Raw genomic sequence first — 24868 nt, 5'->3', positions numbered from 1 at the left:
GTCATTGATCGGCGGTCTGCATACCGCCGCGATTCGGCACGCTGAGGGTCTTGCTGAAGAAACGTCCGGCCTCGGAGATCAGGTCGCGGTGGATATCCACGCGGTTGACCCCTTCAGGATCGGTACACAGGCCTGGCGTGGCCTTGAGCTGCTCTTCGCTGCAGGGCGCCATGAACACGAAGTGCCCGGCCCCGGCGATCATCTTGAACTGCGGCGCCACAGGCAGCTTGCGGGCCAGGGCCGCGGCGTTCTTGTCGGGGAACACCAGCTTGTCGCCGTCGCCGCTGTACATCAGCACCGGCACATGCACATCGGCCAGGGTGTGACGACCGAACATCAGGCCCAGCGGCGCCATCAGCATCAGGGCATGCACCCGCGGATCGGCAACCGGCTGCAGGTCGTCGCGGTCGACGATCAACTCGCCCTTGGTATTGCAGGCGTCCTTGTCTTCCGGACGCTCCTGGCAATAGCGCCGCAGGCGATCCAGATTCGGTTGCGCGCCCGAAAGAATCAACGCGGTTTCGCCGCCGGCGGAATAACCGATCACCCCGACCTGTTCCGCCTCGACGAACGGCGACAGCATCGGATCGCCGAGGGTGGCGGTAATGGCCTCGGAAATCTGCATCGGTCGGCCGTAGAGGTTGCTCAAGGTCCCCAGGCGGCTGTGGTCCTTGTAGTTGTCACCGGGATGCAGCACGGCCACGACGATAAAGCCCTTGCGCGCCAGCGAGGTTGCCAGGTCATGCAGGGCCAGCGGCGTACCGGTATTGCCATGGGACAGCATCAGCAGCGGGTAGCGGCCGATGGCGATACGCGAATCTTCGCTGGCCTGGATGGTGTAGCCGCCGATCTTGCTCGGCTGCTCGCGGCCGGTGGACGGATAGAAGGCGATGGCCTTCATCGGCTGCAGATCCAGCGGATCAAGAAACGTCAGGCGATGGAAACCCACGCTCCAATGAGCCGGGGGCGCTGCCTGCACCGTCATGAGGCTGCCGGACAAACAGATCAGTAACACTGCACAAAGACGCATCATGGGGATGCCCACCTTTGCTGCGTAATTAGCAAGCCAATTTCTCTGCCATTCCCTGAAACTGAAGCTCCACTGAGGCTTCGACTGACTTTTCGAGGTTTTCCAGAGCGCCTATGCCGAAGAGCACTTACTCTCCTGATTGCACAAGACTGCATAAGTCGCGCCAAACCATGATCAGCAGACGCAAAAAACTCCGTACCTGATCATTCACATGATCAGAGTACAGAGTTTAGTGTTTGTTACCGGAAGTTTCTTGCTCGTTTACAAAAGCTTTACGCCGCGGCGAACAAAGTGTCGCTGATCAGTGCCTGGGCGTCGCTCATGGCCTTGGCACGAACCTCCTCACCGTAGCCCAGGCCGTGGGCGCGGACGAATTCGATGTCGGTGATGCCGAGGAAACCGAACAGCACCTTCAGGTAATCTTCATGGGCCACGCCGGTCGGCTGGCCGACATGCAGGCCACCGGAGGTGGACACGATCACCAGCTTCTTGCCACCGGCCAGGCCTTCAGGGCCGTTTTCGGTGTAGCGGAAGGTCTTGCCGGCCACGGCGATGCGGTCAATCCAGGCCTTGAGCTGGGTCGGGATGGTGAAGTTGTACATCGGCGCGGCGATTACGATGGCATCGGCGGCGAGGAACTCTTCGATGGTCGAAACGCTGAGCTCGGCTTCATGACGCTGGGCCGCGTCACGCAGTTCGGCAGCGGTGCCGCCGGCAACCAGGGTCAGGCTGGAAAAGTGGCTGATGGCGTCGCTGGCCAGGTCGCGGTAAGTCACCACGCTCGAAGGCTCGGCGGCCTGCCAGGCGTCAACCACACGACGGCTCAGTTGGCGCGAGGCCGAGTTGTCACCGAGGATGCTGGAATCGATATGCAAGAGTTTCATGTGGGATCTCCAAGTGAGGATCGCCACTCGGCGATCAAGTTGAGATAATCCTACTTGTGAAACCAATAACTGATTAGTCGCTTAAAATGCGATAGTTTGTCCCACCTATAGAACAGCCGAGTGATTACCATGCAGGACCTCAACGATCTCTACTACTTCGCCAAGGTGGTGGAAGCCGGTGGCTTCGCCGCCGCCGGGCGTTTGCTGGGGATTCCCAAGTCGCGCCTGTCGCGGCGTATCGCTGAACTGGAAGAGCGCCTCGGCGCGAGGCTGCTGCAGCGTACCACGCGGCAATTGAAACTGACCGCCGTCGGCGAACGTTACCTGCGCCACTGCCAGGCCATGCTGCTGGAGGCGGAAATGGCCGATGAGGCCGTGGCCAGCATGTCCAGCGAACCGCGTGGGCGCCTGCGGGTGTCGTGCCCGGTGGGACTGGCCCAGGAGTTCATGCCCTGGGTGATTTCCAGCTTCCTCGCGGCGCACCCGCTGGTCCAGCTGGAGGTGCTGATGGTCAACCGCCGCGTCGACCTGGTGACCGAGGGCATCGATGTTGCCCTGCGGGTTCGCGAACACGGCGATGAAGACCCGTTGCTGGTGACCCGACGATTGCGCCAGGCGCAGACCTTCATGCTGGCAACACCGGCCTTCTTGCAAAAACACCCGATCAACAGCCTCGACGACCTCAAGGATGCGCCGATCCTCGGCGCCCTGGAGGCGGATCGCCTGGTGCACCTGAGCCTGCTGGACGAGCACGGGCACAAACGCGAGTTGAGCCTCGAAGCGCGGCTGGGGGTGGACGATTTTGTCGTGCGCAAGGCCTGCGCAATGGCCGGCCTGGGCTTTACCGTACTGCCCATGTTGTACTGCGAGGAAGAACTGGCCAATGGTACCTTCGTGCAAATCCTGCCCGAATGGTCGTTGCCCGGCGGCTGGCTGCAGGCTGTCTACCCCCATCGGCGCGGGGTATTGCCGGCCGTACGGGCCTGGATCGACCACCTGGCCGAAGTATTCAAGGGATGTGGAGACAAGACCCTGTGAAAGAAGCAACGATGAACTCGCAAGCGGTTGCGCGTTTCTGCCTTGACCTGCCAGGCGCCCGCGAGGATTACAAATGGGGCGGCGTACGGGTGTTTTCCATTGCCGGGACGAAGATGTTCGCCCTGCTCAACCTGAGCGGCGACACTTTGTCGTTCAAGGTCGACAAGGATCTGTTCCTCGGCCATATCGACCGTCCGGGCATCCGCCCCGCGCCTTATCTGGCCCGGGCCTACTGGATCACCATGACGGCGCCCTATCCGCTGGGCGCCCGGGAACTGCAGGAACTGCTCAAGCGCTCCCATCAACTGGTGGTCGGCAAGCTGCCCAAGCGCACCCAGGTCGGCCTGCTGCTATAGACCTGCCGCTATAGAAACGACAGGTGAACCAGGCTCGCGCCGAGAAACAGTTGGTCGATCCAGAACACCTGGTGCAGCAGCACGATGGACCAGAACACCAACTGGAAGGACAGCTTGCGGGTCTTGTGCCGAAACACCTGCTGGGCGATCAGCGCTCCCGGCCAACCACCCAGCAACTCGACACCGTGCAGGACCTTCTCCGGCGTACGCCAGGTGTCATTGCGTGCCTTGCGCTTGTCGCTCCAGTAGAGGAAGAACGCTAGCAGGCTCGCGACGCCATAGCCCCACAGCGGCCAGGCAGCACCACCGCTCAGCCACATCTTCAGCGCACCGAAACCGGGCAACCCGCAGAGCAGCAGCCATACCGCGAGCTTGAGCCTGGGGTGCTGCACCCGGCCGCCAGACACCGGCCGGCTGCGTTCCGGATTACGTGCGCCCTTCATGCCTTGGTCGACCAGTCGACCCAGCCGAACTGCCAGGTCGCCAGGATCACCAGGCCGAAGACGATCCGATACCAGGCGAACGCCGCATAGCTGTGGCTGGCGATGAACTTCAGCAGGCCACGCACCGCGATCATCGCGAAGACGAAGGAGGTCACGAAGCCCACGGCAAACACCGGCAGATCGGCCATCTGGAACTGATGGCGGAAGCCGTAGCCGGAATACACCGCGGCGGCGACCATGGTCGGCATCGCCAGGAAGAACGAGAATTCGGTGGCGGTCTTGCGCGACAAGCCGAACAACAGGCCACCGATAATCGTCGCGCCCGAGCGCGAGGTGCCGGGAATCATCGCCAGGCATTGGGCGAAGCCGACTTTCAAGGCATCTTTCCAGGTGATCTCATCGACGGTCTCGGCACGCACCACATGCTCCCGGCGCTCGGCCCAGAGGATGACCAGGCCGCCGACCACCAGCGCCGTGGCGACGGTAATCGGGTTGAACAGATAAGTGGCGATGACCTCCTTGAACAGCACCCCGAGGATCACCGCCGGCATGAATGCCACCAGCAGGTTGAGCGTGAAGCGTTGCGCCGTCCGCTGGGTCGGCAGATCCCGTACCACGGTGAAAATTTTCTCGCGAAACTCCCAGACCACCGCGAGGATCGCCGCGAGCTGAATGATGATATTGAAGGCAATCGCCCGTTCACCGCCAAAACCGAGCAGGTCCGCCACGATGATCTGGTGTCCGGTGCTGGAAATCGGCAGGAATTCGGTCAAGCCCTCGACAATACCCAGTATCAACGCCTGTGCGGCGGTCCAAAGATCCATCATTCCCCCTCAAGGCCCGCCCCTGCGGGTCCTTACAAAAATCGAAAGCCGCGGGTCGCCCCTGGCGTCATCCCGCGTCGAGCCTGTCTCACCACCTGTCGCCAAACCGTGAAAAATGCCTGAAAAATCAGACATCAACTCAGGTTTGGCGGTTTCGGGCCGAAATCCTATCAGACATGCCTGTTTGTCGCTGCCTCGATAGTAGCCATAAGCAGGCTGGGCACCGCGGGGAAAACCTGCTGCTATAGACCCCGCGATGACACAACAACAAGAAAAGGGAATGGTGGTCTTATGAAAAGCTTGCGCAGTGTGTCGATCAGTCGACGCTTGTGGCTCATCCTGATTGTGGCGGTGGTGATGCTGCTGACCCTGGGCCTGTTGATGCTCAAGCAGATCCACGACGACCTCTATCATGCCAAGGCGCAGAAGACCCAGCACGTGGTCCAGGTCGCCAGCGGTATCCTCGATTATTTCCATGGCCTGGAAACGGCCGGCACCCTGACCCGCGAGGCCGCGCAAAAACAGGCACTGAGCGCGGTGCGCGGCTTGCGTTACGACCAGAACGACTATTTCTGGATCAATGACCTGCGACCGGTGATGGTCATGCACCCGGCCAATCCCAAGCTCGAAGGCCAGGATCTGTCCGGGATCAAGGACCCCGACGGTTATGCGCTGTTCAACGAGATGGTCATCCTCGCCAAGGCCAAGGGCGCCGGCATGATCGACTACCGCTGGCCAAAACCGGGGGCCAGCGCTCCGGTCGAGAAGACCTCCTACGTGCAGTTGTTCCAGCCCTGGGGCTGGATCATCGGCTCCGGCGTCTATATCGATGACATGCAGGCCGAGTTCTACGGCCAGGTGCGCAGCGCCTCGCTGGCCGGCGTCGCCATTGCCGCGATCATGGCCCTGCTGGTGCTGCTGATCGGTCGCAGCATAGTGCGGCCGCTGCAGGAAACCGTGGATGCCATGGCCAATATCGCCAGCGGCGAAAGCGACCTCACCCGCAGCCTCGATACCCACGGCCAGGACGAAGTGACCCAGTTGGCCCGACACTTCAATGCCTTTACCAGCAAACTGCGCGGGGTCATCGGCCAGTTGCAGGTGTCGGCGAGTGCCGTCGGGCAATCCTCCAGCGACCTGGGCAGCAATGCCGTCCAGGCCCAGGCACGCAGCCAGCAGCAATCGCAGCAGATGGAAATGGTTGCGACGGCGATCAACGAAGTCACCTATGGCGTCCAGGATGTCGCCAAGAACGCCGAGCAGGCCGCCAGCGAAATGCGTGACGCCGAGGCGCAGGCCCGCCAGGGCCAGTTGAATATCGACAACAGCCTGCAACAGATCGATCGCCTGTCCGGCACCATCGACCAGGCGGTCGAGGTCATCCGTACCCTCGCGGCCGAGAGCACACAGATCGGCAGTGTCCTGGAAGTGATCCGCTCCATCGCCGAGCAGACCAACCTGCTGGCCCTGAACGCGGCCATCGAAGCGGCCCGCGCCGGTGAACAAGGCCGCGGCTTTGCCGTGGTGGCCGACGAAGTACGCCTGCTGGCCCAGCGGACGCAGAAGTCCACGGCGGAGATCCAGTCAATGATCGAACGCCTGCAAAAGCACTCCGAAGCGGCGGTCAAAGTGATCGGCGACAGCAGTCACGCCTCTCGGCTGACCATCGAACAGGCAGGGCTGGCCGGGGAAAGCCTGAACGCCATCGGCCAGGCACTGCGCAACCTCAACGGCCTCAATGCCTCGATTGCCAGCGCCACCCTGCAGCAGGCCCATGTGGTCGAGGACATCAACCAGAACGTCACCGAAGCTGCCGGACTGTCCCACAGCACCGCGCTGGCCGCCGAGCAGTCGAGCGTCGACAGCGGCCAGCTCAAGGCCCTGAGCGAACAGCTCAATGGCTTGCTGAGGCAGTTCCGTATCTGACGCAAGCCCTGATCGCTCCCAGGCACAAGCCCGGGAGCAATCAACACACTCCCCTCCCCGCGGCAGTCTGGTTACAATCCGTCCCCTTCTTTTTCGATGCAAAGGAATTCCCATGTCCGGGATTGAACTGTTTGCCGCCGCGCTCGGCGTGATCGCCGTCTGGCTGACGGTCAAGCAGAACCCCTGGTGCTGGCCGATCGGCCTGGTCATGGTGCTGCTCTACAGCTGGATCTTCTTCGATGTGAAGCTCTATTCGGACATGCTGCTGCAAGTGGTCTACGCCGTGCTGCAGCTCTACGGCTGGTGGCAATGGACCCGCGGCGGCGCGATCCGGCATGGCCGTCAGGTCACCATCCTCGGCCCGCAAGCCTTGCTCGCCGGACTCGCCGCCGGTGCCCTGGGCAGCCTTTTGCTGGGTGCTGCCATGGCCCACTGGACCGACGCCGCGCAACCCTGGCTCGACGCCGCATTGACCGCCTTCAGCCTGGTGGCGCAACTGTGGATGGCGCAGAAGCGCATCCAGTGCTGGCCATTGTGGATCGCGGTCGATGTGATCTTCGTCGGCCTGTTTGTCTACAAGGACCTGTACCTGACCGCCGCGCTCTATGCCCTGTTTACCCTGCTGGCCGTACAGGGTTGGCGTGAATGGCGAACCGACCCGGCGCTGCGGGCATGAAGGTGGTGGTCCTGGCCGGCCCCGAGTCCAGCGGCAAAAGCTGGCTCGCCGGCGAGTTGCAGGCACGCTTTGGCGGCCTGCTGGTGGCTGAGTACGTGCGTCACTTCATCGACTGGCACCAGCGCGACACCTGCCTGGCCGACATCCCGGAGATCGCTCGCGGGCAACTGGCCTGGGAGGATGCCGCCCGTGCCCGGCAGCCGGCGCTGCTGATTCTCGACACCCACCTGCTGAGTAATATCCTCTGGAGCCAGACCTTGTTCGGCGATTGCCCGACCTGGCTGGAACCGGCCCTGCTGGCACGGCAGTACGACCTCCATCTGTTGCTCAGCCCCGACGGCGTGAGCTGGACCGATGACGGCCAGCGCTGCCAACCGGAGCTGGATGAACGCCGCGCCTTTTTCGCCGCCAGCCTGGGATGGCTGACAGAACATCAGCAGGCGGTCCGGATACTCGACGGCGATTGGCAACAACGACACCAACAGGCAATGGCGGCGGTCGAACAGTTGCTGATGGACTGAGGAAAAGCAACGCCAGAAGGCCGGAAAAGCGCTGTTCGGGCGAACAAGTGTCCGTTCATGAAACACCTGGCCGCGCCGCAAGCGACCAGAATCAACGCTTGCGGACCAGCACCCGAGCAAGTGTTAAGACACTGATACACCTCAGCTCCCGGCCCCTGACTACGGGGCCGCGCCCACCTTCCCCCCTGACTCGGCCGCCGATCTGTCTCACGCTTGAAACAGGTCCAGCCATGCCTTGCTCAACAGAACGACCAACCATTTGTTTTATAAGTAAAAATAAAAAGCGGCACAGCTTCTGCTCTTTCCTTCATAACGCTGAACAGGGCCAGCGAACTGAAGAAGGAAAGCCACCGTGGGGACTCTTACAACAACAGGTTTCACCCGCACCTTGCTGATCGGTTGCGCGCTCAGCTCGCTGCTCAGTCTCACGGTCCAGGCCGACGGTAATGGCGTGATCGTACTCAACCGCGATGTACAGCCCCAGGCTTACGGCCGTCCCGCCCTGAAACCGGATCCGAATCCAACCACTGTCAACGCCAACCCTTCAGGTCGCATCAACTCGCTGACCAGCAACATGGAACTGAGCGACGGCGATATCGCCGGGATCAGCACAGGCGCCAATGTCAGCCGGGTGATCACCGTCCACACCACCAACATGCCCGGCCTGAGCAACCCGAACGGCCTGCCCGGCATGGCGGCCGGACACGGTGGCGGCAGCGGCGCCAGCATCGCCAATACAGTCAATCGGGGCTTGTCGGCCGGCATGGGCGCACTCAATGCCATCGGCAAGGGGCAATGACATGAATCGTTCAGTCCTTTTTCTCGCCATGTTCAGCAGCTTCACGGCCTTCGCCGACACCAGCGTGGCCACCAGTGACAACGCCGTGATCGACAACTCCGGCCAACAGTACAAGGGCAGCATCATGGTCAACCAAGCTGCCGGCGACCAGCAACAACAGATCAACAGCCGCGCGATCGCCGTTGGCACCAACGCCACTGCCACGACCTCCCTGACACAGAAGATCAACACCGCGGCCAGCACGGCAATCAACGCCAAGGCCGCCATCCAGGGCAACTCTTTCAGCAACGGCACCGGCATGGTGGGCGTCAACCAGTCCGCCGGGGCCAACAACCAGATGATCAACGCCGTGCGTATCAGCATCAGTGCTGCGCCGCAAAGCGTCGATGACAGCGCTCTGTCGCAACAGAACGTGGCGCTGTTACCAAACTCGGGTTCACCCGCCACCCCAGGCAGTCGCCAGGTCGTTACCAGCGACCAGGCCTTCACCGGCAGCCGGGGTGTGATTCAGGTGAACCAGAGCGCGGGGGTGGGGAACCGTATGGCTAACACCCTCAGTATCCGGGTCGCAGACTGACCCGTGCAGTGCAATTAGAAAGTACCAACACTTAACCAACTAATAAGCACGGAGATACACCATGAAACCTACAATGGCTCTTAAACCACTGGTGTTTGCACTGGCCGCCGTCATGGCAATGGCTGCACAGGCAGGCGGGAACGACAACCACGGCAATGGCCATGGCAACGGTCACGGTAACAACCATGACCCTAAAGGCCCTGACCTCAGCACCCTGCTGCAAATCACCGCCGGCGCCGGCGCTGCAGTGATCGACACCCAGTACAGCCACAACAACGCCGTGGTCAACCAGGGCACCAAGAACAACGCCAGTGCCAATGACTCGCTGAACCACTCCAGCGGTAACATGGGCGCCAACGTGGCAGCCGGCGACGGCAACCAGCAAGACAACGCCGCCGCCCTGGCCACCGCCGATGAAAGCTTCATCTTCGGTACTGCGGTCGCCGCCAGCAGCGCCACCCAGACCAACACCAGCAACATCGTGCTCAATCAATCGACCAAGAACAATGCGTCGATGAACGACTCCGGCAACAACGGCTCCGGCAACATGGGCGTCAACATCACCGCCGGCAACTTCAACCAGCAGAAAAACAACCTGGCCATCGCCGTCTCCGGTGGTCGTGTAGCCACCGCCGCGGCTGCCGCCAACCAGACCGAAAGCGGCCTGCTGGTGACCAACGCCGGCGTGCAGGACTACAAGAAAACCACCCTCACCGGTACTTTCTACGCCCACGGCAGCTACAAAGGCACCGGCTACGGCAAAATCGAAGGTGACGACGATCACCATGGCGGTGGTAACGGCCACGGCAACAAAGGCGGCCATGACAACGATGACCAGAAATTCACCTTCAAGGAACAAGGCGATATTTCCCTGGCCGGCTACTGGACCCAGCAAGTGCTGACTCCTGATGGCTGGAAAAACGTTGTCACCAACAACGCCAGCATGAACAACTCGGCCAACTTCATGTCCGGCAACGCTGGCATCAACGTCTCGGCCGGTGTGGGCAACCAACAAAGCAACTCCCTGTCCATTGCTGCCGGTTGCAAAGCCTGCATGTAATCGCGACAGAACTGAGAGCCCCGGAAACGGGGCTCTTTTTTCCGCACCTGAAGGCCTATCGACCATGCGTATTCTTACTCTTGCTCTGATGCTGTGCCTGTCTGGCCTGACCGAGGCTGCAACCATGGCGGTTCCCGGCTTGCCCGGTTCGGCTGTCATCTACAAGCAGGTGCAAAGCATCCGCGAACGGCGCTTCTCCGATCTGGTCGAGCAGAAAACCGATTTCAGTTGCGGGGCCGCCGCCCTGGCAACCGTGCTGCGCCAGGCCTACTGGATGGACGTCAACGAAGAACAAGTCATCAAGGGCATGCTGGGCACCTCTGACCTGAACCTGGTCAAGACCCAGGGTTTCTCCATGCTCGACATGAAACGCTACATCGAAAGCATCGGCATGCGCGCCCGCGGCTACCGGATCCCACCGGACAAGCTGGCCAGCGTAACGATTCCAGTCGTGGTCCTGATGGATATTCGTGGCTACAAGCATTTCGTGGTGATGCAACGGGCGGACAAGGACTGGGTGTACATCGGCGACCCGGTACTCGGTCACAAGCGCTACACCGCCGCAGACTTTGAAAAGGGCTGGAACGGCATCGTCTTTGCCATCGTCGGCCCCGGTTATGACAAGGCCAATGCCTTGCTGGACCCGCCGGCCCCGCTCACGGCGAAAAACAAGCTGGATACCTTCAACCCGGTCAAAGACGCGGAATTGATGGACTTCGGTTTTATCCAGAGCGATTTCTTCTGAGGTGTAATAACGATAAGGAGCAGGAAGCTCCGGGAGCAACAGATGAAAACTCCACGCTGGCTGGTAGTGAGTTGTCTGGCAGTCGCTTGTTTGCCCGCACACGCGGCCTTACCCTTCAAGCCTGTCGAAATCAAGGATCAGGAATTGTCCGAGTTGCGTGGCCGTTATGTCATGCCCGGACGCATCATCAGTTTCGGTATCGTGATGGAGAGCAGTTGGAAGAACGCCAGCGGTGACATCATCGGCGCAACCACCTCCCTGCAAATCCAGCAATCGACCGTCAAGCCGCAGTTTTATGTTTCCACCTACAGCGTCCAGGGGAATGGCTCCACGCCCACCCAGGGCTCGGGCACGGTGACGGGTGGCGCGGGCTTCAACACCTCCGCTGGCGTCACCCAGGTCGTAAGGGCCGCCGGTGATGGCAACAGTGCCTATAACAACGTCGCGATCAACGTCAGCGAAGCCAACCAGGCCCCCATCAGCGGCCAGCAGGTCGGGCAGATTCTCAACAGTGGCGGCAGCATCACCGGCTCCAGCGCCGCCGGCAACGTCACGGTTTCCGCCGTCTCCGGCGGGATTCAGATGGCTATCGCGGCCAGCGGCAACCAGGGCAATTCATTGCAACAGATCGCCCAGGGCGGCGTGCTGCAATCCACCTCCCTTCTCGGCGGCGGCAACCTGGTCAGCAGCATGACCCAGCTCAATGTGGTGCTGCAAAACAACCTGGCGAGCGTGGGTGCACTCGACTGCAACCTGACTCAGCTTAAAGGACTACGCAATATGGGATTCTGAACTACGCTCACCCTCGACCATTGGAAGTTAGTAAGGGACGGCTTATTTCATGCGATCGTTTTCTCTGCGCACAGCAATATGTGTGGGCACTTTATTTCCGGCGGCGATGTTGCAAGCAGCGCCCGATGCCGAAGTAGAAGCCTTGAAACAAGAACTTCTGGAGCTGAAACAACGTTACGTTCAACAGCAACAGGCCCTCTCGGTATTGGAACAGCGGGTTCGCCAGGTTGAAGACCAACCGCCGGCACCGCAACCCAAGCGCCTGGTCAAGTCCCCCGCGGACTTGAGAAAGGGCCAGGCGGTGGCGGGGGCCAGCGCAAATGCTTCGGGGGCAGCAGCGGGAACCTCGGGGGCCTCTTATGGCCAATCGCTCAAGGATGATTCGGCACCGGCGCAAAGCGTCTCCGATCTGTACAACGAAGCCAGCGGATTTTTTGGCAATGGCAAGTTCAGTTTCGAAACCGGTATAACCTACTCGCGTTATGACACCCGGCAGCTGACACTTAACGGATTCCTTGCCCTGGACTCGATCTTCCTCGGCACCATCAACCTCGACCGGATCAAGGCTGATACCTGGACACTGGACCTGACCGCCCGCTACAACTACGAAAACCGTTGGCAGTTCGACATTAACGCGCCAGTCGTCTATCGCGAATCCACTTATCAGTCCGGAGGTGGCAACGGTGGCAGCGCGGCAACGACCGTGGAAGACAGCGTGACACGCGATCCGACACTCGGTGACGTGAACTTCGGTGTGGCCTACAAGTTCCTCGACGAATCGGAAACCTGGCCGGATGCGGTCGTCAGCGTCAGGCTCAAGGCACCGACCGGCAAGGACCCCTTCGGCATCAAATTCGTCCCGTCAGCGAAGAGCAGCAGCCTGTCCGTACCTGAAGACCTGCCCACCGGCAACGGTGTCTGGGCCGTCACCACAGGCCTTTCGCTGGTCAAGACGTTCGATCCGGCAGTACTCTTCGGGACCCTCGCCTACACCCACAACTTCGAGGATTCCTTCAGCGATATCAGCGCTCAACAAGGCACTACGCTGCCGGGCAAGGTCAGTATCGGCGACAGCTTCCAGATCGGCGCCGGTGTGGCCTTTGCACTGAACGAAAAGATGAGTATGTCGTTCTCCGTTTCGGACCTGGTACAGCGCAAGAGCCGCCTCAAGCCTAGTGGCCAGGACTGGCAGAGTGTTGTCGGCAGCGACGCCAACGCCGGCTACTTCAACGTCGGCATGACCATCGCCGCCACACCGAACCTGACCATCGTGCCGCAACTGTCCCTGGGGATGACGCCCGATGCCCCGGACTTCTCCTTCAGCCTGAAATTCCCCTACTACTTCTAACCTCTCGTCCCATGGAAAAGGCCCCTGTGGGAGGGGGCTTGCCCCCGAAGTTTCTGGAGTTCTACCGGATCTGGTGCTTGTGCAGCAACCGGTAGAAAGTCGGCCGGGAAACCCCCAGCACCCGTGCGGCAACGCTCATATTGTCGCTGTGGCGATTGAGCACATCGCACAAGGCCTGGCGTTCGGCCTGGTAGACATAATCCTCGAGGGTCCCCATCGGCGCGGTCGCGGAAGGCTCGCTGACCAGCCCGAGGTCACGGGCCTCGATCTGCCGTCCCTCGGCCAGCACCAGCCCACGGCGAACCCGGTTGGCCAGTTCACGGACATTGCCCGGCCAGGCGTGATTGCCCATGGCAACCAGGGCTTCCTCGCTGAAGCTGCGCGGCCGCCGCCCGGTTTCCTGGCTGTAGAAGTGGGAAAAATGGTTGGCCAGCATGCCCACATCACCATGGCGGTCACGTAGCGGTGCCGTCACCACCTGCAGCACATTCAGCCGGTAATAGAGGTCTTCACGAAAACGCCCGGTGCCGATCGCCGCTTCCAGGTCGACGTGGGTGGCCGCCAGGACCCGCACATCCACCGGGATCACCTGGCTGCCACCGACCCGCTCGATATGTTTTTCCTGGAGGAAACGCAGCAGATTGGCCTGCAACTCCAGCGGCAGGTCGCCGATTTCATCGAGAAACAGGGTGCCGCCGTTGGCCTGCTCGATCCGCCCGACCTTGCGCTGGTGCGCCCCGGTAAACGCGCCCTTCTCGTGCCCGAACAGCTCGGACTGGATCAGATGCTCGGGAATCGCCCCGCAATTGATCGCCACGAAGGGCTTGGCATGGCGCTGCGACTGGCGGTGCAAGGTGCGGGCAACCAGTTCCTTGCCAGTGCCGCTTTCACCACGGATCAGCACCGGAGATTCGGTCGGCGCCAGTTTGCCGAGCAACTTGCGCAGCTCGCGAATCGAACGGCTATCGCCCAACAGCTCGTGTTCCGGCTGGTCGACATGAATCGAACCTTGCCCACGCAGGCGCGCCATGCCGAAGGCGCGACCCAATGTCACCTGTACGCGGGAAACATCGAAGGGCAAAGTATGAAAGTCGAAGAACCACTCACAGACAAAGTCACCGACATTCTGCAAGCGCAGCACTTCCTGGCTGAGTACTGCGATCCATTCGGTACCGCTGCGGCTGATCAGGTCCTTGACCGCCTCGGGACGCTCCAGGTGAAACGGTTGCAGGCGCAACAGGCCGACATCGCAGGAGCGATCGGCGGCGGCCTCGAGATTGCAGCTGTCGACATCCCAACCGACGCTGCGCAGGCCGGGAAGCAATTGATGACAGTCGTCACAGGGATCGACGACCAGGAGACGTCTGAGCGGTGCGGCTTCTTGCATGACTGTTCCCTGGCGCCGGAATTATAAAATTTTATTAGAAACAGTAATTTGGAAAACCTGGCAGTAACACTAGCAAGAACTTGACGCGGACTTGTACCGTTTGATTATAAGGTCGATAACCAATTGCTCATGGCGTACATAACCGGGACAGCCATTGTGTATTCCCGACCGCACCGTAGAGCGTTATCAAATTATATGAACAAAAATGAAAAAAACTTTATTTCTTGTGTGACCTGATACCCCTCGGCGGACATCAGTACAAGTAACCAGCCGCGACGGTGCGCCCAACCGACGGCTTACAACATTATTACGGGCAACCTTGAGAGAAGACCCCATGAACGCCCCGCTCCGTTTCAACGAAGCACTGCTGATGGCCGGCAACGCATTCAAACCTTTCCAGTGCGTAGCCTGGACGGCCCAAGACAAAGGCGACCTGAGCCTGACGGTGATCGATCGCACCAACAACAGCATCGGTCGCCAGCAGATCTCCTGCAGCGACTACTCGGACCCGGCGCAGCTGAAATCCCTGCTGGAGCGGGCCCGTGCCGAACTGAGCGAAAAAGGCTACGACCTGCAACCGTGGACCATGTCCGCCTGAGACAGCCACGTGTTCAAGATGATCGTTCCCAAGTGCAGTCCGGGAACGATCAGCAACTGACGCGGGTTACTGGCGGGCACTCAGATCGGTATTGCCGTCCCAGCCACCGCCCAGCGCGGCAATCAACTGCACGCTGGCGATCAGGCGGCTTTGCAACAGGCTCAGCACGCTGCGCTCGTTGCTCAGGGCAGTGGTCTGTACCGTAACCACATCCAGGTAGGCAATCAGGCCGGCCTTGTACTGGTTGTCAGTCAACCGCAGTGACTCGCGGGCCGCCTCCAGGGCCTGCTGACGGACCACTGCCTCGTCCTCCATGACCTTGAGCTGTACCAGGTAGTTTTCCACCTCGCGGAAACCATCCAGCACGGTCTGGCGGTACTTGGCGACGGTCTGGTCATACACCGCCTCGGTACGCTCGACTTCCGCCGAGCGCTGCCCGCCATCGAACAGAGTCATCGCCAGTTTCGGCCCCACCGACCAGAAGCGGTTCGGCAGGCTGATCCAGTCGGCATAGGTGCTGCTGCTATAACCGCCGGAAAGGCTCAGGCTCAGGTCCGGGTAGTACGCGGCCTTCGCCACGCCGATCTTGGCGTTGGCGGCAATCACCGAACGTTCCGCCGAGGCGATATCGGGACGCCGTTCCAGCAGTTGCGATGGCAGGCTCAACGGAATCTGCGGCAACGCCGGGATATCCCGGGTAGCCGCCAGCTTGAACTCGGCCGGCGGTTGGCCGGTCAGCACGGCAAGCGCATTTTCGAACTGGGCCCGCTGCCAGATCAGGTCGATCAGGTCGCCCTGGGCACTTTTCAGCTGGGTCTGCGCCTGGGCGATCGCTGCCTTGCCGGACACCCCGAAACGGTACTGGCTCTCGGTGTTCTTCAGGGATCGCTCGTAAGTCTGGACCGTGGCTTCTAGCAAGCGTTTCTGCTCATCGATCACCCGCAATTGCAGGTAGTTCTGCACCAACTCCGATTGCTGGCTCAAGCGCATGGCCGCAAGGTCGGCGAAACTCGCCTGGGCACTGGCCTGGTCCGCTTCCAGGCCACGGCGCAGCTTGCCCCAGACATCCGCCTCCCAACTGACGCCGAGCTGGGTGTTGTAGGTATCGCGAATCCCGCTCGCCGAACTGCTCAGGCTTGAGTTGCTGCTGCCGGTACCCTGGCTGGAGCGGGTCTTGCCGGCACTCAGGTCGACACTCGGAAAGAACGCCCCGCGCGAACTGCGCACCAATGCCTGGGCCTGGCGAAACTGCGCCTCGGACTGGGCCACGGTCTGGTTGCTGCTGTTGAGCTTCTCCACCAGTTCGTTGAGGGTACGGTCGCCATACAGTTCCCACCAGGCGCCACGGGCCAGCGAATCGCTGGGCTGGGCCTGGCGCCAGCCGCTGGCTTCCTTGTACTGCGCCGGGGTCTCGGCATCCGGGCGCTTGTAGTCCGGGCCGACGGCGCAGGCGCTGAGCAGCAGCCCGCACAAGGCCAGGCTGAGCAGGCGCGAACCACGTGCCGTCTCCAGACGTTGGGCAGCCAGTACGGGCGCATTGCAGTGTGAACGGTCAGTCATAGCGGAGTTTCCAGAGCACCATCGGTACGTACGCCGCGCCAGGCGTTGAAGCGATGGCGCAGGCGGTCGAGATAAAGGTAAACCACCGGAGTGGTATAGAGCGTGAGGATCTGGCTGAAGATCAACCCGCCGATAATGGTCAGGCCCAGCGGCTGGCGCATTTCCGCGCCCTCGGCACTGCTGAGCAGCAACGGCAAGGCCCCGAGGATCGCCGCCAGGGTGGTCATCAGGATCGGCCGCAGGCGCAGCAGGCAGGCCTCGCGGATCGATGCCAGGGGCGCAAACCCCGAATGCCGTTCCAGTTGCAGGGCCAGGTCGATCATCAGGATCGCGTTTTTCTTCACCACGCCGATCAGCAGGAACAGCCCCAGCAGGGAAATCAGGCTGAACTCGCCTCCCAGCAGGTAGATGCTGAGCAAGGCACCGACACCCGCCGACGGCAGGGTGGAGAGAATGGTCAACGGGTGGATATAGCTCTCGTAGAGAATCCCCAGCACCAGATAGACCGCCACCAGCGCGCCGAGAATCATGAACGGCTGGCTTTTCTGGGTCGCGGCGAACGCATCACTGGTCCCGGCCATCTTGGCGATCACCGACTCCGGCAGGCCGACCTTGGCGACCGCCCGCTCGATCGCGGCGGTGCCCTGCTCCACCGTCACCCCGGGCGCCATGTCGAACGACAGGCTTTCCGAGGCGAACTGGCCTTCGTGGTCGACCCGGTCGTCCTGCAGGCTGTTTTCGTAATGGGCGATGGCCGACAGCGGTATGCGCTGTCCGTCACTGCCGATCACCTTGACCTGGTTCAGGGTTTCCGGGTCCTGGGCATATTTCGGGTTGACCTCCATCACCACCTGGTACTGGTTCAGGCTGTCGTAGATAGTCGAAATCTGCCGCTGGCTGTAGGCGTTGTTGAGCACCGCCGTGACCATGTCCATATCAATGCCCAGGCGCTTGGCGGTGTCGCGGTCGACCACCAGGGTGGTCTGCTGGGCGCCACGGCCTTCCCGGGCGTCGATGGCGGTCAGTTCCGGCAAGGCCTTGAACGCGGCGACCACTTTCGGATACCACTCGCGCAAGGCCGCCAGGTCATCGCTTTGCAGGATGTAGGAGTACTGCGAGGTGGTCTGTTCACGCCCACCGCCGAACTGCAGGTCCTGATCGGCCATCAGCATCAGGCGTGCGCCGGGAACCTTGGGCATTTCGGTACGCAGGCGCTCGATGACCTTCTGCGCCGAGACATTGCGCTCCTTGATCGGCTTGAGCCGCACCAGCATGAAAGCGTTATTGGTGCCGTTGTTGCCGCCGATGAAGCCGGCCACGCTTTCTACCGCCGGATCGGCCAGGACCGCCTTGCGGAAGATTTCCATCTTCGGCTGCATGATGCCGAAGGACAGGCCGTCGTCGCCGCGCACGAAACCGATCAGTTGCCCCGTGTCCTGCTGCGGCATGAAGGTTTTCGGCACCACCACGTACAGGGCGATATTGACGCCGATGGTGACGAACAGGCTGAGCAGGGTCAGGCGCCGGTGACGCAGTACCCAATCGAGGCTGACTGCATAGCCGGCGACCATCCGCTCGTTGACCTTCTCGCTCCAGCGCTGCAGGCGGGTCTGCCGGCCCTGGGCGTGGGGCTTGAGCCAGCGTGCGCAGAGCATCGGGGTCAGGGTCAGGGAGACCACCAGCGACACGACGATCGAAGCCGCGAGGGTGATGGAAAATTCGCGGAACAGGCTCTCGATGATCCCGCCCATGAACAGGATCGACAGGAATACCGCCACCAGCGACACGTTCATCGACAGCAGGGTGAAACCGACCTCCTTGGCCCCCAGGTATGCCGCCTTCATCGGCGCGACGCCGTCGTCGATGTGCCGAGAAATGTTCTCCAGCACCACGATCGCATCGTCCACCACCAGTCCGGTGGCGAGGATCAACGCCATCAGCGACAGGTTGTTCAGGGAGAACCCGTAAAGGTACATGATGGCGAAAGTGCCCACCAGCGACACCGGCACCGCCAGGGTCGGGATCAGCGAGGCGCGGAAATTGCCGAGAAACAGGTAGACCACCAACACAACAAGGGCGACGGCAATCAGCAGGGTCATCTCGGCCTCATGCAGGGTCGCCTTGATCACCGGCGAACGGTCCATGGCCAGGTTCAGCTTGACGCTGGCCGGCAGCACCGCCTGCAACGCCGGCAACTGGGCCTTGATCTCGTTGACCGTCTGGATGATGTTGGCCCCGGCCTGGCGGTTGATCACCAGCAGCACGGCCGCGTCATTGTTGAAGAAACCACTGTTGTAGCGATCCTCGACGCTGTCGTTGATCTTCGCCACATCACCCAGGCGCAATGCCGAGCCGTTCTGGTAGTGGATGATCAGCGGCTCGTAGTCCTTGGCCTTCTCCAACTGGTCGTTGGCCTGCACCTGCCAGTTACGCTGGTCATCCTCCAGCGAGCCCTTGGGCCGGCGCACGTTGGCGTTGGCGATGGTGGTGCGCACATCGTCCAGGGCCACGCCGTACTGGTTCAGGGCCTGGGGCTCGAGCTCGATGCGTACCGCCGGCAGCGAGCTGCCGCCGATCTGCACTTCGCCCACGCCCGGCACCTGGGACAGGCTCTGGGACAGGATGGTCGAAGCCAGGTCGTAGAGCTGGCCCTTCTGCAACACATCGGAGGTCAGCGACAGCACCATGATCGGCGCCTGGGACGGGTTGACCTTCTTGTAGGTCGGCATGCTGCGCATGCCGCTGGGCAACAGGTTGCGCGAGGCGTTGATGGCCGCCTGCACCTCCCGCGCCGCGCCGTTGATATCGCGGTCGAGATCGAACTGCAGGATCACCCGGGTCGAACCCTGGCTGGACCGGCTGCTCATGGTGTTGACGCCGGGGATCACCCCGAACGAACGCTCCAGCGGCGTGGCGACGGTCGACGCCATGACTTCCGGGCTGGCCCCGGGCAGGCTGGCCTGGACCACGATCACCGGGAAGTCCATCTGCGGCAGTGGCGACACCGGCAAAAGACCGAAACTGACACCGCCGAGCAGGACAATCGCCAGGCTCAGCAGCATGGTCGCCACCGGCCGGCGGATAAAGGGTCCGGAGAGGTTCATGTGTCCGCCTGTTCCAGGCGACTCGGGTGCCGGCCCCAACGCCGTCCGAGACGGTCGAAGAACAGATAGATCACTGGCGTGGTGAACAGCGTCAGCACCTGGCTGACCAGCAACCCGCCCACCATCACCAGGCCCAGGGGCTGACGCAGCTCGGCGCCGGAACCGGTCGCCAGCATCAGCGGCACGGCACCGAACAGCGCCGCCAGGGTGGTCATCAGGATCGGTCGGAAGCGCAGCAGCGCCGCCTGGTAGATCGCCTGCTCGGGCGGCATGCCCTGGTTGCGTTCGGCGTCGAGGGCGAAATCGATCATCATGATCGCATTCTTCTTGACGATGCCGATCAGCAGGATGATCCCGATGATCGCGATCATGCCCAGGTCATTGCCCGTCAGGATCAGCGCCAGCAAGGCGCCGACCGCGGCCGAGGGCAAGGTCGAGAGGATGGTGACCGGATGGATATAACTCTCGTAGAGCACCCCGAGCACGATATACATGGTCACCACCGCCGCCAGGATCAGCAGCAAGGTGCTCGACAGCGAGGCCTGGAAGGCTTCGGCGGCACCCTGGAACTGGGTCTGCACGCCCACCGGCATACCGATTTCCTGTTTCACCTGGTCGATGATCTCGACGCCCTTGCCCAGGGCGATGCCCGGCGCCAGGTTGAACGACATCATCACCGCCGGGAACTGGCCGATATGCGTGATCGCCAGTTGCGCCTGGCGCTCCTCGACACGTGCCAGGCTCGACAGACGTACCTGGCCGCCGCTGGTGGTCTTCACATGGATCTGCTCCAGGGCCGCCGGGCCGATCTTTTCCCCGGCCTGGGCCTGGAGCACCACGCGGTACTGGCTGGCCTGGGTGTAGATGGTGGAAATCTGTCGCTGGCCGAAGCCATCATAGAGCGCATCGGTGATATCGGCGACCGACACCCCGAGCCGCGAGGCGGCGTCCCGGTCGATCACCAGGTACACCTGCAGGCCCTTGTCCTGCAGGTCGCTGGCGACATCGGTCAGTTCCGGACGCTGGGCCAGGGCCTCGACCAGCTTGCCGCTCCATTCGGCCAGCAGCTCGGCATCCGGCGAGGACATGCTGAACTGGTACTGGGTACGGCTGACCCGGTCCTCGATGGTCAGGTCCTGCACCGGCTGCATGTACAGGCGGATCCCCACCAGCTTGTCAAGGTCGGGCTGCAGGCGGGCGATCACCTGGGTAGCACTCAGGTCGCGCTCGCGATGGGGCTTGAGGTTGATCAGCAGGCGCCCGCTGTTCAGCGTGGCGTTGTCGCCGTCGACGCCGATATAGGACGACAGGCTTTCCACCGCCGGATCGGCGAGGATCACCTTGGCCAGTTCCTGCTGGCGCTGGCTCATGGCGGCAAACGATACCGACTGCGGCGCCTCGGAAATACCCTGGATCACCCCCGTGTCCTGCACCGGGAAAAAGCCCTTGGGCACCGCCAGATAAAGGACCACGGTCAGCGCCAGGGTGCCGACGGCGACCAACAGGGTCAGCGACTGGTGCTTGAGTACCCATTGCAACTTGCGCCCGTAAGACTCGATCAGCCAATCGATCCAGGCCCCGCTGGCACGGTAGAAACGTCCCTGCTCCGCCTCCTTGGGCTCGCGCTTGAGCAAGCGCGCGCACATCATCGGGGTCAGGGTCAGGGACACCACCAGGGAAATCAGGATCGCCACCGCCAGGGTGATGGCAAATTCGCGGAACAGCCGCCCCACCACATCGGCCATGAACAGCAACGGGATCAGTACCGCGATCAGCGACAGCGTCAGCGACACCAGGGTGAAACCGATCTGCCTGGCGCCCTTGAGCGCCGCCTGCATCGGGCTATCGCCCTCCTCGATGAAGCGCGAGATGTTTTCCAGCATGACGATGGCATCGTCGACCACGAAGCCGGTGGCGATGGTCAGGGCCATCAGGGTCAGGTTGTTGACCGAGAAACCCGCCAGGTACATCACGCCGAAAGTGCCGATCAGCGACAGCGGCACGGCCACCGAGGGAATGATGGTGGCGCTGGCGCGGCGCAGGAACAGGAACGTCACCATCACCACCAGGGCGATGGCGATCAGCAGTTCGTGCTGCACGTCGGTGACCGAGGCCCGAATGGTCTGGGTGCGGTCGGTGAGCACGGTGACATCGATACCGGCCGGCAGGTTGTCGGTGATGCTCGGCAGCAGCGCCTTGATGCGGTCGACCACCTCGATCACATTGGCCCCTGGCTGGCGCTGGATATTCAGCAGCACCGCCTGGTTTTCATTGGCCCAGGCCGCCAGGCGTTCGTTTTCCGCACCGTCGACGATCTGCGCCACATCCTTCAGGCGCAACGGCGCGCCATTCTTGTAGGCAAGGATCAGTTCGGCGTATTCCTTGGGCGAACGCAACTGGTCGTTGGCATCGAGCATCGACACCCGGGTCGGGCCGTCGAAGTTGCCCTTGGGCTGGTTGACGTTGGATGCGCCGATCAGGGTGCGCACATCGGAAAGATTCAGGCTGTTGGCCGCCAGGGCCTCGGGGTTGACCTTGATCCGTACCGCCTGGCGCTGGCCACCGGCAATGCTGACCATGCCGACGCCGCTGATCTGGGCGATCTTCTGCGCCATGCGGGTGTCGACCAGGTCATTGAGCTTGGGCAGCAGCATGGTTTTGGAGGTGATCGCCAGGGTCAGCACCGGGGTGTCCGCCGGGTTGACCTTGTTGTATACCGGCGGTGCCGGCAAGTCCTTGGGCAGCAGGTTGGTCGCGGCATTGATCGCCGCCTGGACCTGCTGCTCGGCAACATCCATGTTGATGTCGAGGTTGAAGCGCAGAGTCAGTACGGAGGCGCCACCGGAACTGGTGGACGCCATCTGCGTCAGCCCCGGCATCTGCCCGAACTGACGCTCCAGCGGCGCGGTCACCGCGCTGGTCATCACATCCGGGCTGGCGCCCGGGTACAGGGTCATGACGCGAATCGTCGGGTAGTCGACCTGCGGCAGCGCCGAAACCGGCAACAGGCGGTAGGCGATCACCCCGGCCAGGACAATCGCCAGCATGCTCAGGGTGGTCGCTACCGGGCGGAGGATAAACAGCCGCGAGAGATTCATGCGCCGACCTTTTTCGCCTTGTCGGCGCCAGCCGAAGCGTCATCGCCCTTGGATTTCGAGCCCTGCAGGTGTTCGGCAGGCGTGCTCGGCACTTCCTGGTTGTCGTTGACCACCTCCACTTCACCCCCGTCCTTGAGGCGATCGGTGCCTTCGAGCACCACGCGATCGCCGGCGGCCAGGCCCTCGGTGACCACGGTGACGTTGCCGTCGCTGGCACCGACTTTCAAAGGCCGGATCTTGACCTTCTTGTCGCCGTCCATGGCGTAGACGAAGGTGCCGTCGTTGCCGAACTGGATCGCCGCGCTCGGCGCCAGCACCACGTTCTTCAGGGTGTCGGCGAGCAAGCGCACATTGACGAACTGGTTGGGGAACAGGGTCTGTTCCCTGTTCTCGTAGAGCGCCTTGAACTTCAGGGTGCCGGTGGTGATATCAATCTGGTTGTCCAGGCTCTGCAATACTCCGGTGGCCTGCAGCTTCACGTCGCCGCGATCCCAGGCTTCGGCGGGCAGGTGCGCACCGCTGCGGAAACGCGGCAGGACGATTGCCAGGTTGTTTTCCGGCAGGGTGAACGCCACGCTGATCGGCTGGGTCTGTGTGATCACCGCCAGCGCCTGGCTGTCATTGGCCGCCAGCAGGTTGCCGACATCCAGTTGGCGCAGGCCCAGTCGTCCGGAGATCGGTGCGCGGATCCTGGTGAATTCCAGGTTCAGCTTGGCTGCATCGACCGCGCCCTGGTTGTTCTTGACCGTGCCCTGGTACTGCAACACCGTTGCTTCGGCGGTGTCCAGGGTCTGCTTGGCGATACTGTCCTCGGCATACAGCCCGCGATAGCGTTGCAGGTCGACCTGGGCATTCTTCAACTGCGCCTGGCTCTGCAACAAGGTGCCCTGGGCCTGCAGCAAGGCGCTTTCATAGTTACGCGGGTCGATCTCGGCCAGCACGTCGCCGGCCTTGACCATCTGTCCTTCCTGGAAGTTGATCTTGACCAGTTGCCCCGCCACCTGCGTGCGCACATTGACCGTATTGAGCGCGGTCACCGTGCCCAGTGCCTTGTAGTAGAGCGGGAAATCACCGACGGTGGCAGGCGCCACACGCACCGGCACCGGGCCGGCCGCGGCACCGAAACCGGGACGCATCATGCCGCTCTTGCCGGTACGCCCGGCAGGCTTGTGTTCGGTCTTGTGATCGCCGGCCGGCCAGAAGTGCCAGCACAGCGCTGCGATGATCAGCAGGGTCAACAGGCCGAACAGCCAGCGACGGGATTTGCGAGGAGCAGAGGATTGCATGGAATGATCAACCATTGTGTGCGAGAGCTTCTTCCTTAGGAGGCTGAAAGATAAGCACTCAAGTGTTTCAAGCAAAGCGCCTTTACCGGCAATTTACCTTCGCATGACGTTCTTCAGCCTTCGACTAAGGCACTGAAGCACAAATAAAAACGGCCTGGACAGAGGCAGGCCGTCAATAATTGTAAAAGCGTTTAGCGCAGTGCCGCGAGAGCCGCGGCATAGTCGGGTTCCTGGCCGATATCGGCGACCAGTTCGCTGTGCAGCACCTGATCCTGTTCATCGAGGACCAGTACAGCCCGGGCCGTCAGGCCGGCAGTCGGGCCATCGGCGATGGCCACACCGTAGTTCTCCATGAATTCTCCGCCGCGCAGGGTCGACAGGTTCTGCACCTGGTCCAGACCTTCCGCCCCGCAGAAACGCGCCTGGGCAAACGGCAGGTCGGCGGAGATGCACAGCACCACGGTATTGGCCAGTTCATTGGCCCGGGCATTGAAGGCCCGCACCGACTTGGCACAGGTCGGCGTATCGACGCTCGGGAAGATGTTCAGCACTTTGCGCTTGCCGGCAAAGTGGCCCAGGGTGATATCCGCCAGGTCCTTGTCCACCAGGGAAAACGCCGGTGCCCGGGTGCCTGGACGTGGCAGCTCACCATTGACCTGGACCACCACTCCCCTGCGCGTCACTTGTGCCATGAACTGAATCCCTCTGAACGGTGTATGAAGTAAAGTCGAAGTTAACCACGATAAGGTCCGGCGACCTACGTGCAAACACAAATTGTCACACCAGCACCTGCGCAGAGCTGCCCGGGACGCCTGC

General features: G+C 62.0%; 22 protein-coding genes. 12 read left to right on the top strand and 10 right to left on the bottom strand.

What is annotated here, in order from left to right:
* Nucleotide 1 precedes the first annotated feature (1 nt).
* Both HX851_RS01960 and HX851_RS01955 read right to left on the bottom strand, forming a co-directional pair.
* Nucleotides 2–1033, bottom strand: a complete 1032-nt coding sequence (locus HX851_RS01960) for an alpha/beta hydrolase family protein (RefSeq protein ID WP_177057069.1) — start codon at nucleotides 1031–1033, stop codon at nucleotides 2–4.
* Between the two features lie 269 nt (nucleotides 1034–1302).
* On the bottom strand, nucleotides 1303–1914 hold the full coding sequence (locus HX851_RS01955; protein WP_177064774.1) for an FMN-dependent NADH-azoreductase: 612 nt from the start codon (nucleotides 1912–1914) through the stop codon (nucleotides 1303–1305).
* Between the two features lie 129 nt (nucleotides 1915–2043).
* Here HX851_RS01955 and HX851_RS01950 point away from each other — a divergent pair, with 129 nt between their 5' ends.
* The gene (locus HX851_RS01950; RefSeq protein ID WP_177057190.1) at nucleotides 2044–2952 is read left to right on the top strand and encodes a LysR substrate-binding domain-containing protein; all 909 of its coding nucleotides are present in this window, start codon (nucleotides 2044–2046) and stop codon (nucleotides 2950–2952) included.
* Between the two features lie 11 nt (nucleotides 2953–2963).
* Entirely contained in the window at nucleotides 2964–3308 is a 345-nt protein-coding gene (locus tag HX851_RS01945) for an MmcQ/YjbR family DNA-binding protein (protein ID WP_177057071.1), read from the top strand.
* 8 nt (nucleotides 3309–3316) lie between these two features.
* Here HX851_RS01945 and HX851_RS01940 read toward each other — a convergent pair whose 3' ends face one another.
* Both HX851_RS01940 and HX851_RS01935 read right to left on the bottom strand, forming a co-directional pair.
* Nucleotides 3317–3751, bottom strand: coding sequence for a DUF1294 domain-containing protein (locus HX851_RS01940; RefSeq protein ID WP_177064772.1), 435 nt, complete (start codon nucleotides 3749–3751; stop codon nucleotides 3317–3319).
* Entirely contained in the window at nucleotides 3748–4575 is an 828-nt protein-coding gene (locus tag HX851_RS01935) for an undecaprenyl-diphosphate phosphatase (RefSeq protein ID WP_177064864.1), read from the bottom strand. The genes HX851_RS01940 and HX851_RS01935 overlap by 4 nt, the downstream gene beginning before the upstream one ends.
* Nucleotides 4576–4866: 291 nt before the next feature.
* Between HX851_RS01935 and HX851_RS01930 the strand changes: the two genes are divergently transcribed.
* The 9 genes from HX851_RS01930 (at nucleotide 4867) to fapF (ending at nucleotide 13019) form a co-directional block, all read left to right on the top strand.
* Nucleotides 4867–6501 (top strand): methyl-accepting chemotaxis protein, encoded by a 1635-nt coding sequence (locus tag HX851_RS01930; protein WP_177057073.1) that lies wholly within the window; start codon nucleotides 4867–4869, stop codon nucleotides 6499–6501.
* Between the two features lie 112 nt (nucleotides 6502–6613).
* A complete protein-coding gene (gene pnuC / locus HX851_RS01925) occupies nucleotides 6614–7177 on the top strand; it encodes a nicotinamide riboside transporter PnuC (protein ID WP_177057074.1) in 564 nt (187 codons plus the stop codon).
* Nucleotides 7174–7698, top strand: a complete 525-nt coding sequence (locus HX851_RS01920) for an AAA family ATPase (RefSeq protein ID WP_177064862.1) — start codon at nucleotides 7174–7176, stop codon at nucleotides 7696–7698. Before pnuC ends, HX851_RS01920 begins: the two co-directional genes overlap by 4 nt.
* A gap of 352 nt (nucleotides 7699–8050) precedes the next feature.
* Entirely contained in the window at nucleotides 8051–8497 is a 447-nt protein-coding gene (gene fapA / locus HX851_RS01915; RefSeq protein WP_177057075.1) for a functional amyloid chaperone FapA, read from the top strand.
* A 1-nt stretch (nucleotide 8498) separates the two neighbouring features.
* Nucleotides 8499–9074, top strand: a complete 576-nt coding sequence (gene fapB / locus HX851_RS01910; protein WP_177057076.1) for a fibril amyloid subunit FapB — start codon at nucleotides 8499–8501, stop codon at nucleotides 9072–9074.
* A 61-nt stretch (nucleotides 9075–9135) separates the two neighbouring features.
* A complete protein-coding gene (gene fapC, locus HX851_RS01905) occupies nucleotides 9136–10134 on the top strand; it encodes an amyloid-like fimbrin subunit FapC (RefSeq protein WP_177057077.1) in 999 nt (332 codons plus the stop codon).
* A 64-nt stretch (nucleotides 10135–10198) separates the two neighbouring features.
* Entirely contained in the window at nucleotides 10199–10879 is a 681-nt protein-coding gene (gene fapD / locus HX851_RS01900; RefSeq protein ID WP_177064770.1) for a fibril amyloid maturation endopeptidase FapD, read from the top strand.
* 42 nt (nucleotides 10880–10921) lie between these two features.
* The gene (gene fapE, locus HX851_RS01895; RefSeq protein WP_177057079.1) at nucleotides 10922–11671 is read left to right on the top strand and encodes a fibril amyloid subunit FapE; all 750 of its coding nucleotides are present in this window, start codon (nucleotides 10922–10924) and stop codon (nucleotides 11669–11671) included.
* 49 nt (nucleotides 11672–11720) lie between these two features.
* Nucleotides 11721–13019 (top strand): fibril amyloid transporter FapF, encoded by a 1299-nt coding sequence (gene fapF / locus HX851_RS01890; protein ID WP_177064768.1) that lies wholly within the window; start codon nucleotides 11721–11723, stop codon nucleotides 13017–13019.
* 61 nt (nucleotides 13020–13080) lie between these two features.
* On the opposite strand, the gene HX851_RS01885 is transcribed toward fapF, so the two are convergent.
* Complete coding sequence (locus HX851_RS01885; RefSeq protein WP_177064766.1) at nucleotides 13081–14406, bottom strand: sigma-54 dependent transcriptional regulator; 1326 nt, start codon at nucleotides 14404–14406, stop codon at nucleotides 13081–13083.
* Nucleotides 14407–14740: 334 nt separating this feature from the next.
* Between HX851_RS01885 and HX851_RS01880 the strand changes: the two genes are divergently transcribed.
* On the top strand, nucleotides 14741–15004 hold the full coding sequence (locus tag HX851_RS01880; RefSeq protein ID WP_177057082.1) for a hypothetical protein: 264 nt from the start codon (nucleotides 14741–14743) through the stop codon (nucleotides 15002–15004).
* A 66-nt stretch (nucleotides 15005–15070) separates the two neighbouring features.
* Here the strand turns inward: HX851_RS01880 and HX851_RS01875 are convergent, their stop codons facing one another.
* The 5 genes from HX851_RS01875 to tpx all read right to left on the bottom strand — a co-directional run bounded on the left by HX851_RS01875 (nucleotide 15071) and on the right by tpx (nucleotide 24744).
* Nucleotides 15071–16564, bottom strand: a complete 1494-nt coding sequence (locus HX851_RS01875; RefSeq protein WP_177057083.1) for an efflux transporter outer membrane subunit — start codon at nucleotides 16562–16564, stop codon at nucleotides 15071–15073.
* Entirely contained in the window at nucleotides 16561–19668 is a 3108-nt protein-coding gene (locus tag HX851_RS01870) for an efflux RND transporter permease subunit (protein ID WP_177057084.1), read from the bottom strand. Before HX851_RS01870 ends, HX851_RS01875 begins: the two co-directional genes overlap by 4 nt.
* The gene (locus tag HX851_RS01865) at nucleotides 19665–22766 is read right to left on the bottom strand and encodes an MdtB/MuxB family multidrug efflux RND transporter permease subunit (RefSeq protein WP_177057085.1); all 3102 of its coding nucleotides are present in this window, start codon (nucleotides 22764–22766) and stop codon (nucleotides 19665–19667) included. Before HX851_RS01865 ends, HX851_RS01870 begins: the two co-directional genes overlap by 4 nt.
* Nucleotides 22763–24067, bottom strand: a complete 1305-nt coding sequence (locus HX851_RS01860) for an MdtA/MuxA family multidrug efflux RND transporter periplasmic adaptor subunit (RefSeq protein ID WP_177064764.1) — start codon at nucleotides 24065–24067, stop codon at nucleotides 22763–22765. Before HX851_RS01860 ends, HX851_RS01865 begins: the two co-directional genes overlap by 4 nt.
* A 176-nt stretch (nucleotides 24068–24243) precedes the next feature.
* Nucleotides 24244–24744: a thiol peroxidase gene (tpx, locus tag HX851_RS01855; protein WP_177057087.1), complete on the bottom strand. Its 501-nt coding sequence runs from the start codon at nucleotides 24742–24744 to the stop codon at nucleotides 24244–24246.
* Nucleotides 24745–24868 lie beyond the last annotated feature (124 nt).

Source organism: Pseudomonas gingeri (assembly GCF_013385635.1).
GTDB lineage: Bacteria > Pseudomonadota > Gammaproteobacteria > Pseudomonadales > Pseudomonadaceae > Aquipseudomonas > Aquipseudomonas gingeri_A.
Note: the sequence above shows the minus strand (reverse complement) of the source record. Positions and strands in the feature narration are given on the sequence as shown.